Genomic DNA, 14,202 nt, shown 5'->3' on the forward strand with positions numbered 1-14,202 from the left:
GGAGCCGACATGCGGGGTAAGTCCACTTCAAGCCAGGCGTGAGTGGGCTACATCACACGGAGTCGAATGGATGTCCTGAAAATTCAGGCAATCCGCGTTTTTTACTGCGGGTAAATTCATGGCGAGCGGATTTGGGCAATGGGGGGATGAGCCATGATCGGGTCGCACTTTTGTGAAGGGCCCGAGGGGGAGAGAGATGGAAGTCAGTGACACCGCCGCCGAGCCGGAGTCCGTGGCGGACGATCCGCCGAGACGTCGCTGGTTCCGGCGCCGCAGGGCCATCGGCGGCTTGGCGGCCCTGCTGGCGGTGGCCGTGGCGGTGCCGGTCGGAGTGCGGGTCGGCGGGGGCGAGAAGCCGAAGGCCGGCACCTCCGACGGGGCGACCGGGCCCGTGACAGCCCCGCAGGCGCGGAAGCTGGCCGCCGAGGTGGGCAAGGACGTGGAGGTTTCCGCAGAGCGGAGCGCGAACACCACGACATGGGCGCAGCCCGACGGTGTCTTCAAGAAGCACATTTCCAGCTCCGCCGTCCGCGCGCGGGTTGGCGAGGAGTGGAAGGCGATCGACACCGATCTCCATCAGGTCGAGGGCGGTTTCGCCGCGAAGGCTGTGAACGGTGCCGTCGTCTTCAGCGGCGGCAGCGCCGGAGGCCGCGCCGCACGCGGCACCGTGCGCCCCGCCGTGAAGACGGACACGCCCGGGCCGGTATGGACCGAGCTGGTCCGGCTCGGCGTCGACGGGCACGAGATGACGGTGAGCTGGCCGGGCGAGCTGCCGGCGCCCGTGATCGACGGTCCGCGCGCGCTGTACGAGAACGTCCGGCCCGGGGTGGACCTGCTCATGACCGCGCAGGACGGCGGCTACTCGCACCTGCTGGTCGTGAAGGACAAGCAGGCCGCGGCCGATCCGCTGCTCGCCGAGCTCAACTACCGGCTCGCCTCCCCCGACCTGCAGTTCAAGCTCGACGCCGAGTCCGGTTCCCTCAGTGCCCGCGACGCCGCGGGTGAGGAGGTCGCGGGCTCCCCATCGCCCCTGATGTGGGATTCGTCGGGCAAGGTGGCGACGACTGACGACGTTCCGGCGTGGAAGCCGTCGGCGCTGGCCGCTCGGCACCCGACGCTCGGACTGGCGGGCCTGGCCGGCGCGGAGAGGGCGCACCTGTCGGTCGCGGCGGCGTCCTACAAGGACGGCACACTCACCCTCAAGCCTGACACGGCCCTGCTGAACGCCGCGGACACCGTTTACCCGGTGTTCTTGGACCCGTCGTTCAAGGGGCACAAGCGGTCCTGGTCGCTTCTTTACAAAACGGCCGGTAGTACGAGCTTCTACAACGGTCAGAATTACAACGCCTCGGGCACGAACGAGGCGCGAGTGGGTTACGAATCCGATTCCGGCGGCACCTCCCGATCGATCTTCAATTTCGACTTCGGGTCGGAGCTCCATGGAGCGGGAATCCGCACGGCGGTCGTCCGGGCACTGCAGACCTATTCGTGGTCCTGCACGCGCAAGAACATGGACATCTACTCCACCCCCTACGTCTCCTCCTCATCCACGTGGAACAACACCACGGGCTGGTGGGGCAACAAGATCGGCACCGAGGGTGCCGGCTACGGCTACAACAGCTCCTGCCCCGACAACTGGGTCGCCCCGGACATCAAGGGCCTGGTCTCCCAGGCGGCGAGCGCCCGCTGGAACGCCCTGTCCCTCGGTTTCAAAGCGCCCAACGAGTCGGACTCGTACTACTGGAAGAAGCTGCTCGCCAACGGCGAGAGCGCCCCGTACATCGAGGTCACCTACAACAGCCCGCCCGACATCCCGGTCGCCGCGAACATGAGCACCTCCCCGGGTGGAGCGTGCCTGACCAGCGGTACGGGCACCTCCATCGGCCTGACCGATGTGTCGTTCACGGTCAAGGGCACCGACCGGGACGGCAACCTGAAGCGCCTGCAGATCGAGATCTGGGACGCCGGGACCGGCCAGCCCGTCTTCGACGAGTGGCACGACGCCAACAGCGACGGGGTCCTCACGTACTCCGTGCCCTCGTCGACGTTCACCAACGGCCGCACGTACAAGTGGCTCTCCCGCGCCGTCGACCACGACGGCTTCGGCTCGCCCGGTGCGGGCCCGCGGGAATCCGGCTCCCCGGACTGGTGCACCTTCACTGTCGACCACACCGCCCCCGCCAACCCCGCGGTCTCCTCCCCGCACTTCCCGAAGGCGGACAGCGACGCCTCTCAGTGGAGCGTGAATCCGGCCTCCACCCCGGACCAGGTCGTCGAGTTCCGCGGAAACGGCACAGCGGCGGGCACGATCCGCGAATACCAGTGGTCCCTGAACAAGCCCACCTGGGAGGGGAAGGCTCCCCCCACCAACGGTGACCTGGCGTCCGTCAAGCTCCGGGTCGACACCGCCGGCCCCAACGTCCTGTACGTGCGGACCGTCAACCACGCGGGGAACGTCTCGGTCCCGACCGAGTACCTCTTCTACGTCAGCCCCCGCATCGGCACGGACAAGCCGGGCGACGTGACCGGCGACCACTTCGCCGACCTCCTCGCCATCGACAAGGACGGCAACCTGCGCACCTACGCCGGCGACAGCACGGGCGACACCGACGTCTTCATCCCGGGTGCCGTGCGCGACGGCAAGCCCGTCGAGCCCGGACACTTCAAGGACCCGGCCTCCACCATCCCGGCGCTGATCGGCCACGCCACCGACTGGTACCCCGGCGACGGCATCACCGACATGATCGCCCGGATGCCCGACGGGAAGCTGTACATCTATCCCGGCATCGGCACCGGCCAGTTCGACGCCGGCCGCCGCATCGAGATGCGGCTGCCGCTGTCCGCGCCGGACCCGGCGACGTTCCGGCAGATCGTCGTCACCGAGGACGTAGACGGCGACGGCCTTCCCGACCTGTTCGCGCTGGACGCCGACGGCTTCTGGGCGTTCTCCGGCTACACCGGGTCCAGCTTCGCTTCCTACCGCAAGATGGCGACCGGCTGGGCCGCCCGCGACATCGTCGGGGTCCGGGACGTGTCCGGGGACAACGTGCCCGACCTCCTCTTCCGCGACAATGCCAATGCCAACCGCACCATGGCGCTGCGCAAGGGCAAGCCGGGCGTCAACGGGGGCGCGGACCTGGCCTCGCTGCAGTTCGCGTCGAGTGCGGAGGGCGGCGTCGACCACACCTACGCGACCACCGCCTGGAAGCGCACGGACTGGCCCAAGGTACTGGGCACGGAGGACAACACCGGGGACGGTATTCCCGACATCTGGGGTGTCCGCTCCGACGGCTACCAGTACTACTTCCAGGGCGGCACGACGACCTACGGCGAAGCCACCGGGCGGGACGAGGACGCCTGGAACACCTTCCTCGCCATCGGGTAGCGGCGGCGGCGCCGCACACGGCCCGGGTGCCCTCCCCGAGCGTCACGCGGGGAGGGCACCCGCGCGTTCTCAGTGCAGGGTCTCCGGCGGTGGCTCTGCCGTCGTGCCCAGGATGCCGGACTGGGCGATGAGGAAGCCGAGCTGGGCCCGGCTGCCGCTGCCGAGGGTGGTGGCGAGCTTGGCTATGTGGGCGCGGCAGGTGCGCACGTTCATGCCCAGGCGCCGGGCGATGGCCTCGTCCACGTGTCCCTCGATGAGGAGCTGGGCGATGGTGCGCTGCACGCCGGTGACGCCGCCGGGGGTGCTGCGGTACGTCACCTCCTCCGTCAGGGGCACGGCGCGGTGCCACAGCTGCTCGAATACCTTGATGAGGTAGTCGACGAGGCCGGGGTGGCGCAGTTCCAGCGCGACCCGGCGGTCGTCGCTCACCGGGATGAAGGCGACCGTGCGGTCGAAGACGATGAGGCGCTCTATCAGCTCTTCGAGGGTGCGGATCTCGACCTTGCCGGTGGAGATGCGGTCCACGTAGGCGAGGGTGCCCTGGCTGTGCCGTGCGGTGTGCTGGTAGAGGGTCCGTATGCTGACCCCGCGGTCGATCAGCGGCTGGTCGCGCTCCAGGGCCTGTGTGAGGGCCTCGGAGGGCCGCGCTCCGCCCGGCTGGACCGTCAGCACCTCGGTGTGGCATTCGGCCGTCGCGAGGTTCAGCGCGGCGTTGATCCTTTCGAAACCCTCCAGCACCGTGATGGCATGGGTGTCGGCCGGACTCTGTGCGCTGATGGCCAGGAAAGGCTCGAAAGTGTCGGTGAGATCTACAGCGCTGCGTCGGCGGTCCTGGATCTCGCGTTCAATCGGATGGAGCCGTTGAGCCAAAGCCACGGACGGGGGAACCGGGCGGAGTTGGTTCGCGTCATCCGGGTCGGGCTGCAGAAGGGCGAGTTCCAGCAGGCAGGGGGCGTTCTGGATCTCTCCCCGGGCGATCCGGCCGGTGCTCAGGGCAGCCGCGTAGAGCCGCGTCCCCTCGGCGCACATGGACGTGACGGGGTGGGGATGTGTCGCCATTGTCGGTTTTTGTGTCAAATCTCCACCCCCCAGGGTCCTGAACATGCAAGAACATGATGCATCGTCCCTGTGGCATTGACGTGCCTGAATGAGCCATCGTCTGACACGCGGGGGAGAGGATTCCATCAAGTGAGGACGAAGCCGACCATGTACAAGAGAATGCTTCGCTCGGTGCTTGCCATAGGTTTCTCCGCCGTTGCGGTTTTTGGGGCAGTCAGCGCCGTCGAAAGTGACGCGGGGAGCGCTAGGGACGTTCAGGGCACGAGCCTGACGAGCACGGAGTTCGACACCGGCTGGACCACGGCGCCCGTGGGCAAGTACGCGGACACCGGCTGGACCGCCGCGGAGCTGGGCGGCAAGGACGACACGGGCTGGACCGATGCTCCTGCGACGGTGTCCGCATGACCCCCGACGACCGCGGCTTCCGCCGCGAGATGGCGTCCGCGTACCGCTCGGGCTGGCAGTTCATCGACCTCGCCACGGCCATCCCCCACCCCGGCGACTCGTTGATGGTCACCCTGTTCGGCCAACCGATCGTCATCGTGCGCGAGGAGGACGAGGACGTACGTGCCTACCGGTGCCTGCGCCGCCCGCGCGGCGCGCCGCAGCCCGTCCGCTGCGAGGTGCGCTACGGAATGGTCTTCGTCAATCTCGACCAGCGGGACCACCGGCTCTTCGAGCCCGACATCACCACCGCCACCCCCCGCAGTGCCTGAAGCGATTCCCCCGTCGTTGCAGATCGCTCAGGCGCTACCCCCACACAACGGCGCCATCGTGGACCTGACCACGATGGCGCCGTTGTGATGCCGCCGTCCAGTGCGTGATCCGGACAAGATGAAGGATCAACGGCTCACGCGCGCCCCATGGCCCGGTCCAGGGTGATCTCCACGACCACGCGGTCGGGGTTGGGCGACGGCGTCCGCCCGTACCGCTCCGCGTAGCGCGCCACCGCGTCGGCGACCGACGCCTCGTCCGTGCGGATCACCGCACGCCCCTCCAGCGTGGCCCAGCGGCGCCCCTCCATCTGGCAGACCGCCACCCGGGCCCCGCCGTCCGCGGCCTGCGCCGCCAGGACGTTGCGGACCTTCCTGCTGTGCCTGTTGCTGATCACCCGGGCCAGGCCGGCCTCCGGGTCGTACGTCACGCCCACCGGCACCACGTGCGGGGTCCCGTCCGGGCGGGGGGTGGTCAGCGTGCAGACGTGCCGCTCCCGCCAGAAGGCGAGGTACTCGGGCGTCGGGTTGAGTACGTCATGGGACATGGCCCGAAGGGTACGGGCCGGCGGTCCCGTCAACTGCCTTGAGTGGAATAGACTCAACTTTGCATACGCTGACTCTGTCAGACCCAGTTGTGCATCCCTCGGAGAGGAGAAGACGCAGTGGACGCCGAGCTGACCAACAAGAGCCGGGACGCGCTGAACGCGGCCACCAGCAGGGCCGTCAAGGAAGGCCATGCGGATCTGACCCCCGCGCACCTGCTGCTGGCCCTGCTCGCCGGCGAGGACAACGAGAACGTGACCGACCTGCTGATCGCGACGGAGGCCGACCAGGCCGCCGTGCGCAGCGGCGCCGAACGCCTCCTCGCCGCGCTGCCCAGCGTCACCGGTTCCACGGTGGCGCCCCCGCAGCCCACCCGCGACCTGCTCGCCGTACTGGCCGAGGCCGACAGCGAGGCCGGCAAGCTCGGCGACGAGTACCTCTCCACCGAGCACCTGCTCATCGCCATCGCCGCCAAGGGCGGCGCGGCCGGTGAGGTCCTTTCCGCCCAGGGCGCGACGGCGAAGAAGCTGCTGGACGCCTTCCAGAACGCACGAGGAGCACGGCGGGTGACCACCCCCGACCCCGAGGGCCAGTACAAGGCCCTGGAGAAGTTCGGCACCGACTTCACGGCCGCCGCGCGCGACGGCAAGCTCGACCCGGTCATCGGCCGCGACCACGAGATCCGGCGCGTCGTCCAGGTGCTCTCGCGCCGCACGAAGAACAACCCGGTGCTCATCGGCGAGCCCGGCGTCGGCAAGACGGCCGTCGTCGAGGGCCTGGCCCAGCGCATCGTCAAGGGTGACGTGCCCGAGTCCCTGAAGAACAAGCGGCTCGTCTCCCTCGACCTCGGCGCCATGGTCGCCGGCGCCAAGTACCGCGGTGAGTTCGAGGAGCGGCTCAAGACCGTCCTCGCGGAGATCAAGTCCAGCGAGGGCCAGATCATCACCTTCATCGACGAGCTGCACACGGTCGTCGGCGCGGGCGCCGGCGGCGACTCCGCCATGGACGCCGGCAACATGCTCAAGCCCATGCTGGCCCGCGGCGAGCTCCGCATGGTCGGCGCGACCACCCTCGACGAGTACCGCGAGCGCATCGAGAAGGACCCGGCGCTGGAGCGGCGATTCCAGCAGGTGCTGGTCGCCGAACCGTCCGTCGAGGACACCATCGCGATCCTGCGCGGACTCAAGGGACGCTACGAGGCCCACCACAAGGTCGTCATCAACGACAGCGCGCTGGTCGCCGCCGCGACCCTCTCCGACCGGTACATCACCTCCCGCTTCCTGCCCGACAAGGCCATCGACCTCGTCGACGAGGCCGCGTCCCGGCTGCGCATGGAGATCGACTCCTCGCCCGTCGAGATCGACGAGCTCCAGCGCGCGGTGGACCGCCTGCGGATGGAGGAGCTGGCGCTGAACAACGAGTCCGACCCGGCCTCGCGCGAGCGTCTCGACAAGATCCGCAAGGACCTCGCCGACCGGGAGGAGGAGCTGCGCGGCCTGACCGCCCGCTGGGAGAAGGAGAAGCAGTCCCTCAACCGGGTCGGTGAGCTCAAGGAGCGCCTGGACGACCTGCGCGGCCAGGCCGAGCGGGCCCAGCGCGACGGCGACTTCGACGCCGCCTCCAAGCTGCTCTACGGCGAGATCCCGGCCCTGGAGCGCGAGCTGGCCGAGGCCACCGAGGAGGAGGCCGAGGCCTCCAAGGCCGGTGCCTCGAAGAACACGATGGTCAAGGACGAGGTCGGCCCGGACGACATCGCCGACGTGGTGGGCGCCTGGACCGGCATCCCCGCGGGCCGCCTGCTGGAGGGCGAGACCCAGAAGCTGCTCCGCATGGAGGACGAGCTGGGCCGCCGCCTGATCGGCCAGACCGAGGCCGTACGGGCCGTCTCCGACGCCGTGCGCCGCACCCGCGCCGGCATCGCCGACCCGGACCGGCCGACCGGCTCCTTCCTCTTCCTCGGGCCGACGGGCGTGGGCAAGACCGAGCTGGCCAAGGCGCTCGCCGACTTCCTCTTCGACGACGAGCGGGCCATGGTCCGCATCGACATGTCGGAGTACTCCGAGAAGCACAGCGTGGCCCGGCTCGTCGGTGCGCCGCCCGGCTACGTCGGCTACGAGGAGGGCGGCCAGCTCACCGAGGCCGTCCGGCGCCGCCCGTACAGCGTGGTGCTCCTCGACGAGGTGGAGAAGGCCCACCCGGAGGTCTTCGACATCCTGCTCCAGGTCCTGGACGACGGCCGGCTCACGGACGGCCAGGGCCGCACCGTGGACTTCCGCAACACCATCCTGATCCTGACCTCGAACCTGGGCAGCCAGTTCCTGATGGACCCGGCCACCCCCGCCGACCAGAAGAAGCAGCAGGTCCTGGACGTGGTCCGGGCGAGCTTCAAGCCGGAGTTCCTCAACCGCCTGGACGACCTGGTGGTCTTCTCCGCGCTGAGCCGGGACGAGCTGGCGCACATCGCCGAGCTCCAGATCCGCCGCCTCGCGCAGCGCCTGGCCGACCGGCGCCTCACCCTGGACGTCACCCCCGAGGCCCTGGCCTGGGTCGCGGACAAGGGCAACGACCCGGCGTACGGCGCCCGGCCGCTGCGCCGCCTGATCCAGACGGCGATCGGCGACCGCCTGGCGAAGGAGATCCTCTCCGGCGAGGTGCGCGACGGCGACACCGTACGGGTCGACGTGGCAGGCGAGGACCTGCTGGTGGGCAAGGCGCTCTGACCGGGCGTTCCACCCGTCGGACCGCCGGGCACCCCGCGTACAGGAACGTGCGCGGGGTGCACTCCTGTCCGCCCGCAGCGGATCCGTGACCGTCGGGCTGGACATGGGGTGGGCGGGATGGGGGAGGATGCAAGTATCCGCACGAAGGGAAGTACACGGTGAGCATCGACCCGGCCTCGATTCCGAACTTCGGAGGGCAGCAGCCCGATCCGCAGGCCACAGGACCGGCGGGCCCCGTCGTCCCCGACCAGGATCTGGTCAAGCAGCTGCTGGAGCAGATGGAGCTCAAGTACGTCGTCGACGACGAGGGTGACCTCGCGGCGCCGTGGGAGGAGTTCCGTACGTACTTCATGTTCCGCGGCGAAGCGGAGCAGCAGGTCTTCTCGGTGCGGACCTTCTACGACCGTCCGCACAAGATCGACGAGAAGCCGCAGCTCCTTGAGTCGATCGACGACTGGAACCGCCGCACCCTGTGGCCGAAGGTCTACAGCCACACGCACGACGACGGCTCCGTCCGCCTGATCGGCGAGGCGCAGATGCTGATCGGCACCGGCGTCAACCTGGAGCACTTCGTGTCCTCCACGGTCAGCTGGGTCCGCGCGTCCATCGAGTTCGACAAGTGGCTCACGGAGCAGCTCGGACTGGAGAAGGACATCGACTCCGCCGACGGCGAGGGCGAGGACGGCGGGGACAGCTGACCCCGCGGTCTCACAGGGGCATCTTGGCGAACACCAGGAGGTAGACCCCGTAGCCGTAACCGAGCCCGGCCAGCCCCGCGGTCACCACGACCGCGGAGCGCGGCCGGGCTCGCGCCATCACGGCGGCCAGCGGCAGCAGCAGGGGGAACGCCGGCAGCAGGAAGCGAGGCTTCGACTCGAAGTAGCCCGCCCCGCCCACGGCGATCACCAGCAGCACCGCGGTGTAGACGAGCAGCGGCAGCGGCGGCCGGTCCAACAGCAGCAGGACCGCGAGCAGCAGGGCGGTGCCCAGCAGCACCACGGTGGCGGCGGTGGCGAGGGCCACGGGGCCGCCGTTCAGCACCCGCCAGGTCATCGACAGCGCGTACCCGCCCCCGTCGAAGCGGGACCCCCACTGCCGCTGCACGGCGAAGTACCCCGCCGGGTCCCCCCTGCGCACCCCGACAGCCACCACGTACGCCAGCCAGCCCGCCGGTGCCAGCAGCCCGGCCGCCCACACCTCGGGCGCGCGGGATCGTCGGACGAGCAGTGCGTGCAGGGCCGTGACGGACACGGCCGCGGCCACGGCGATCCCGGTCGGCCGGGTCAGCCCCGCGACCAGCGCCAGCGACCCGGCGAGCAGCCAGCGCTCGCGCAGCAGCGCGTACAGCGACCAGGCGGCGAGCGCGACCAGCAGCGGCTCGGTGTAGGCGAGGGTGAGCACCACCGCGTGCGGCACCGCCGCCCACAGCGCGACCAGCAGCAGCGCGACGCGCCGCCCGGCCACCAGCTCCCCGACCCGGTACACGCCGACCGCGGCCACCGCGGCCGCGGTCCAGGAGACCAGCAGCCCTCCCCACTCGCCGCCGCCGGCCAGGCGCACCAGCGCCGGGTAGAGCGGGAAGAAGGCGTAGTCGCTCTGCACCAGCCCGGTGACCGGCCAGATCTGGGTGCGGCCGTAGCCGTGCCGGGCGATGGCGAGGTACCAGACGGAGTCCCAGGAGTGCCCCAGCACCCGTACCGGGCTGCGCCCGGCCCACCAGGCGGCCAGGGCCAGCACGGCGGCCCCCGCCACGCGGACGGCGGCGAACACGCCGAGCGCGAGAGCGGCCGTGGGCACACCGACGGCCCTGACGTCCCGCGGCCGCACGAAAACAGACGTACCGCCCGTCGCCGTCATCTCCCCCGATACCCCAACTTCCTGCGCGCGTGCGTGAGGACGCCCATCCGGACCAGGAGGAGCCTCGGGCACACTAAGCGCCCCCGCCGCGCACCGGGCGTGAATGTCACCGGAAGGTCCGGTGACATCGCACACGCCGCCGCACCCGGTCCGCCGCCCCTCCGGTCCGTCCAGAGCCCCCCGGACGAACCGCGGGCCGGTCCCGGGCCGCCATGCCGGGCCCTGTGCTCACACGTCCATCTGGCTCGCTCTCAGCGAGCCAGCCGGCCGAGGCGGTCCACCGCCTCGGCCCATACAGCCGTTCGCTTGCAGAAGGGCACGGCGTGAGCACCTACGGGCGGTCGGACGCCCGGGCGCCATCGACACGAAGCCTGCACTTCGCGTCACGAGACTGGGGTGAGCGTCGTTCGTTCGTTCGTTCACTCAGCGCTGGAAATCAGACCAAGATCTGAGTACGATCTGAGTATGAGCCTTGATTACCTGGGAGCCGAGACCGAGACGGTTTCGTTCACGGATCTGTCGAGAAACCCGAAGGTCGTAGCCGCCCGGGCCGCTGCCCTCGGTGCTCTGCGTGTCACGCATCGGGACGCGCCCGACATGGTGCTGACGACGGCCGTGCACGCGGAGCGCACCGAGGAGAACCTCACCACGGCGTCCCGGCTCTTCCTCGCGCTCATGAGGCACGACGACGGAGCCCGGTCGCTCCTGCTGGCGCTGCCCGAAGTCTTCCCGTGGGTGCGGCACCTGGACGACGAAGAGATGCGTGCGTTCACCGTGGAACTCCTGGAAGCGCTTTCCGATGCGGCGGAGCTGGGCGCGCGGGAGGCCGTGCACCGTGCGCTCGTCTCCTGGAGGGCGACGGCTCGTATCAACGCGGATCCGGAGCAGCTCAAGGAAGCTCTGCGTCCGCTCGACGGGGATGACCTGGGGTTGGTCGAGGTGGGCGGGTGAGCCCGAAGAAGGGCGATCGTGTCAGCGTCCCGCCCCTGAGCGGGTGGAATGTGGTCTTCGGGACCACGGAGGCGGTGACGGGGTGGGAGGAACTGTGCCGCGCGGCGCTGCCCAGCGCCCACCGATGCCTTGAGGCGTTGCGCACCGACCCGCTGTCGCGCGACAACTGGAACCGTCAGCACCAGCTACGCGGGCGGCTCGCCACCAAGGAGTGGAAGGGCTCCGCGCTGGAGCAATGGGAGTTCGAGGTTACGAGTGGCGGTCGTGTGCGCTACCTGGTCAGCCCCGAGACATCGACCGTCATCCTGGTCCACGCATCCACGCGGCACCCCAAGGACACCGAGTAACTCGTGGTTCCCGTGCGGCACGGGCTCCGGCTGAATGGCCGGGCCCTGTGCCCACACGTCCACCTGGCCGCTCTCAGCGAGCCAGCCGGCCGAGGCGGTCCACCGCCTCGGCCAATACAGCCGTTCGCTTGCAGAACGCCCAGCGGACCTGCGTGGCACCGGCGGACTCGTCGTCGTAGAAGACCTGGTTCGGGACGGCGACGACCCCGCAGCGCTCGGGCAGCGCCCGGCAGAAGGCCAGGCCGTCCTTCTCGCCCAGGGGGGTGATGTCGGTGGTGATGAAGTAGGTGCCGCGCGGGCGGAAGACCTGGAAGCCGGCCGCGGCGAGGCCGTCGGCGAGGATGTCGCGTTTGGCGGCGAGGTCCGCGCGGAGGGTGTCGTAGTAGTCGTCCGGCAGGTTCAGGGCCTCGGCGACGGCGTACTGGAAGGGGCCCGAGGCGACGTAGGTGAGGAACTGCTTCGCCGAGCGGACCGCCGAGACGAGCGCCGGCGGGGCGGTGATCCAGCCGACCTTCCAGCCCGTGAACGAGTACGTCTTGCCCGCGCTGCTGATGGTGACGGTGCGCTCGCGCATGCCGGGGAAGCCCGCCAGGGGGAGGTGGGAGCCCTCGAAGACCAGGTGCTCGTACACCTCGTCGGTGACGACCAGCAGATCGCGCTCGACGGCCAGCGCGGCGATCGCCGCGAGCTCGCCGGAGGTGAGGACGGTGCCCGTCGGGTTGTGCGGGGTGTTCAGCAGCAGCAGCCGGGTGCGCGGGGTGACGGCGGCGCGCAGTTCGTCCAGGTCGAGGGCGAAGGCCCCGCCGTGCGGGCGCAGGGTGACGGGGACGCGGGTGGCGCCGGCCATCGCGATGCAGGCCGCGTAGGAGTCGTAGAACGGCTCCAGGGCGATGACCTCGTCGCCCGGCTCCAGGAGGGCGAGCAGGGAGGCGGCGATGGCCTCGGTGGCGCCCGCGGTGACCAGGACCTCGGTCTCGGGGTCGTAGCCGAGGCCGTAGAAGCGCTGCTGGTGCGAGGCGATCGCGGTGCGCAGCTCCGGGACGCCGGGACCGGGCGGGTACTGGTTGCCGAGGCCGGTGAGGACCGCGCGGGAGGCCGCCTCGGCGATCCGCGCCGGACCGTCGGTGTCGGGGAAACCCTGGCCGAGGTTGATCGACCCGGTGCGTGCCGCCAGCGCCGACATCTCCGCGAAGATCGTCGTGCCGAAGGCCGCCAGCCGGCGGTTGAGGAAGGGGCGGTCGCTGCTCACGGGTGCGCTCATGGGCGCCATCCTGAGTGCAACCTCTGGACTTGCTCAAGTGCGCTTTGGGCCGTGCGGGCCGGGGGCATCCCCCCTTCACGCGGGACGCGGGGATCCCGCTCCCCGGAGGACCGGGGTGTGAGAGAGGGGCGGACATGGAGTTCGTCGCGATAGCGATCGTGATCGGTGTGCTGTTCGTGCTCCTCGTGAGAGGGCTCGCCCGCAGGCCGGCGGGACGCGGCTCGCGCACGTACCGGACGAGCCGAAGCAGGAGCAGCTGGTGGGCGGGTGACTCGGGCTCGTCCGGGTGCGGGTCGTCCTCCTCGTGCGGGTCGTCGTCCTCGTGCGGGGGCGGGGGGTGCGGCAGCAGCTGACGGGGCGGTCGGCGCCGTCCTGACGTGGGCGTCCGAGGTCCGTTCTCCCCCGGGCGCCCCGTCCGCCGTCCGTGCATCGCGACGCGCGGGGCGCAACCTGTTGAACACGTGAACTGCCGAGCCCCCGGGGGGATGTAAACCCCTTCAACTTGGGTAAAAACGCTGTGAGTGCCGTGCCTTTCATGATTCCCTCGGTTGAGTAGACCAGTCCTCGGACCTCCCTGGACTTCCTGTGGACCCGTGCCGGTTTCCCCCCACCCGTGCTTGCTACCGCTGGCGGGCCCCGGCCCATCTCCCTCGCGCGTTTGCGGAGCCGACTCATGCTCACGACCCTCCAGACCTCATACACCGACACGCGTGCCGCCGATCTCGCCTGGGCCCTGGGTCGGGACCGACTGCCCGCCCTGGCCGTACTGAACCTCGAACTTTCGGGTGCGAAGGTCGAGTTGCGTCTGCTCGGGGCCTCCCATCAGGTTCTGCTGGAGGAGCGCGACGTGCTCTGTTCGGAGACGGTCGCCTGCATGCCCGGCAGCAGTACGCCGCTGCCGCTGGGCGTCGCGAAGCGGGTGGGCGACTGGGAGTACGAGTTCGCGGCGCGGGTCGAGACCCTGTCCCGGGGATCTTTCGCGGGGCGGGCCCAGGAGCTGCTCGCACTGGTGGCGGATCACCCGAACGGACTGGCGGGGACGTTCCCGGGAAGCCCGCACGCCTTCACCGCCATGCTCGCCCAGCGGTACGAGGGCCAGGTGCGGTGGCGCACCTGGCACGCGTACCCGCAGGAAGGACAGTTGGTGGCCACCCGGACGCGGGTCGGGCTCGGGATGGGCGCCGCGACGCCGCCCCTGGAATCGCCCGCCCTGCTCTAGGGCCTGTATTGAGTTGCCCCGCGGCGTCGCGACGCCCGGCACGCACCCTTGGCGCACGAGCCGAATGTCCTAGTAGCTCCGCTACGAGGATATTCGTCCCGCACGCCGAGGGCACGCACCGAACGCCGCTCCTTGCTCCACGGG

General features: G+C 70.2%; 12 protein-coding genes. 8 read left to right on the top strand and 4 right to left on the bottom strand.

What is annotated here, in order from left to right:
• Positions 1–196: 196 nt before the first annotated feature.
• Complete coding sequence (locus ACIPXC_RS15455) at positions 197–3,385, top strand: DNRLRE domain-containing protein (protein WP_401617522.1); 3,189 nt, start codon at positions 197–199, stop codon at positions 3,383–3,385.
• A 69-nt stretch (positions 3,386–3,454) separates the two neighbouring features.
• Here the strand turns inward: ACIPXC_RS15455 and ACIPXC_RS15460 are convergent, their stop codons facing one another.
• Complete coding sequence (locus ACIPXC_RS15460) at positions 3,455–4,489, bottom strand: helix-turn-helix transcriptional regulator (protein WP_401617525.1); 1,035 nt, start codon at positions 4,487–4,489, stop codon at positions 3,455–3,457.
• A 102-nt stretch (positions 4,490–4,591) separates the two neighbouring features.
• On the opposite strand from ACIPXC_RS15460, the gene ACIPXC_RS15465 reads away from it, so the two are divergent.
• Both ACIPXC_RS15465 and ACIPXC_RS15470 read left to right on the top strand, forming a co-directional pair.
• On the top strand, positions 4,592–4,849 hold the full coding sequence (locus tag ACIPXC_RS15465) for a hypothetical protein (RefSeq protein ID WP_401617528.1): 258 nt from the start codon (positions 4,592–4,594) through the stop codon (positions 4,847–4,849).
• A complete protein-coding gene (locus ACIPXC_RS15470) occupies positions 4,846–5,160 on the top strand; it encodes a (2Fe-2S)-binding protein (protein WP_401617531.1) in 315 nt (104 codons plus the stop codon). The genes ACIPXC_RS15465 and ACIPXC_RS15470 overlap by 4 nt, the downstream gene beginning before the upstream one ends.
• Positions 5,161–5,294: 134 nt before the next feature.
• Here ACIPXC_RS15470 and ACIPXC_RS15475 read toward each other — a convergent pair whose 3' ends face one another.
• The gene (locus ACIPXC_RS15475; protein WP_401617534.1) at positions 5,295–5,705 is read right to left on the bottom strand and encodes a pyridoxamine 5'-phosphate oxidase family protein; all 411 of its coding nucleotides are present in this window, start codon (positions 5,703–5,705) and stop codon (positions 5,295–5,297) included.
• A gap of 117 nt (positions 5,706–5,822) precedes the next feature.
• On the opposite strand from ACIPXC_RS15475, the gene clpB reads away from it, so the two are divergent.
• Positions 5,823–8,423: an ATP-dependent chaperone ClpB gene (gene clpB, locus ACIPXC_RS15480; protein WP_401617537.1), complete on the top strand. Its 2,601-nt coding sequence runs from the start codon at positions 5,823–5,825 to the stop codon at positions 8,421–8,423.
• A gap of 158 nt (positions 8,424–8,581) precedes the next feature.
• Positions 8,582–9,121, top strand: coding sequence for a YbjN domain-containing protein (locus ACIPXC_RS15485; RefSeq protein ID WP_401617540.1), 540 nt, complete (start codon positions 8,582–8,584; stop codon positions 9,119–9,121).
• A gap of 10 nt (positions 9,122–9,131) precedes the next feature.
• Here the strand turns inward: ACIPXC_RS15485 and ACIPXC_RS15490 are convergent, their stop codons facing one another.
• Entirely contained in the window at positions 9,132–10,220 is a 1,089-nt protein-coding gene (locus ACIPXC_RS15490) for a glycosyltransferase family 39 protein (protein WP_401617543.1), read from the bottom strand.
• Positions 10,221–10,745: 525 nt separating this feature from the next.
• On the opposite strand from ACIPXC_RS15490, the gene ACIPXC_RS15495 reads away from it, so the two are divergent.
• Both ACIPXC_RS15495 and ACIPXC_RS15500 read left to right on the top strand, forming a co-directional pair.
• Positions 10,746–11,231, top strand: coding sequence for a prevent-host-death family protein (locus ACIPXC_RS15495; protein WP_401617546.1), 486 nt, complete (start codon positions 10,746–10,748; stop codon positions 11,229–11,231).
• Positions 11,228–11,578: a hypothetical protein gene (locus tag ACIPXC_RS15500; protein ID WP_401617548.1), complete on the top strand. Its 351-nt coding sequence runs from the start codon at positions 11,228–11,230 to the stop codon at positions 11,576–11,578. Before ACIPXC_RS15495 ends, ACIPXC_RS15500 begins: the two co-directional genes overlap by 4 nt.
• A 73-nt stretch (positions 11,579–11,651) precedes the next feature.
• Here ACIPXC_RS15500 and ACIPXC_RS15505 read toward each other — a convergent pair whose 3' ends face one another.
• The gene (locus tag ACIPXC_RS15505; RefSeq protein WP_401617551.1) at positions 11,652–12,848 is read right to left on the bottom strand and encodes a pyridoxal phosphate-dependent aminotransferase; all 1,197 of its coding nucleotides are present in this window, start codon (positions 12,846–12,848) and stop codon (positions 11,652–11,654) included.
• Positions 12,849–13,512: 664 nt separating this feature from the next.
• On the opposite strand from ACIPXC_RS15505, the gene ACIPXC_RS15510 reads away from it, so the two are divergent.
• On the top strand, positions 13,513–14,058 hold the full coding sequence (locus tag ACIPXC_RS15510) for a DUF2617 family protein (RefSeq protein WP_401617554.1): 546 nt from the start codon (positions 13,513–13,515) through the stop codon (positions 14,056–14,058).
• Positions 14,059–14,202: the final 144 nt, after the last annotated feature.

The organism is Streptomyces sp. NPDC090021, assembly GCF_044748225.1.
GTDB lineage: Bacteria > Actinomycetota > Actinomycetes > Streptomycetales > Streptomycetaceae > Streptomyces.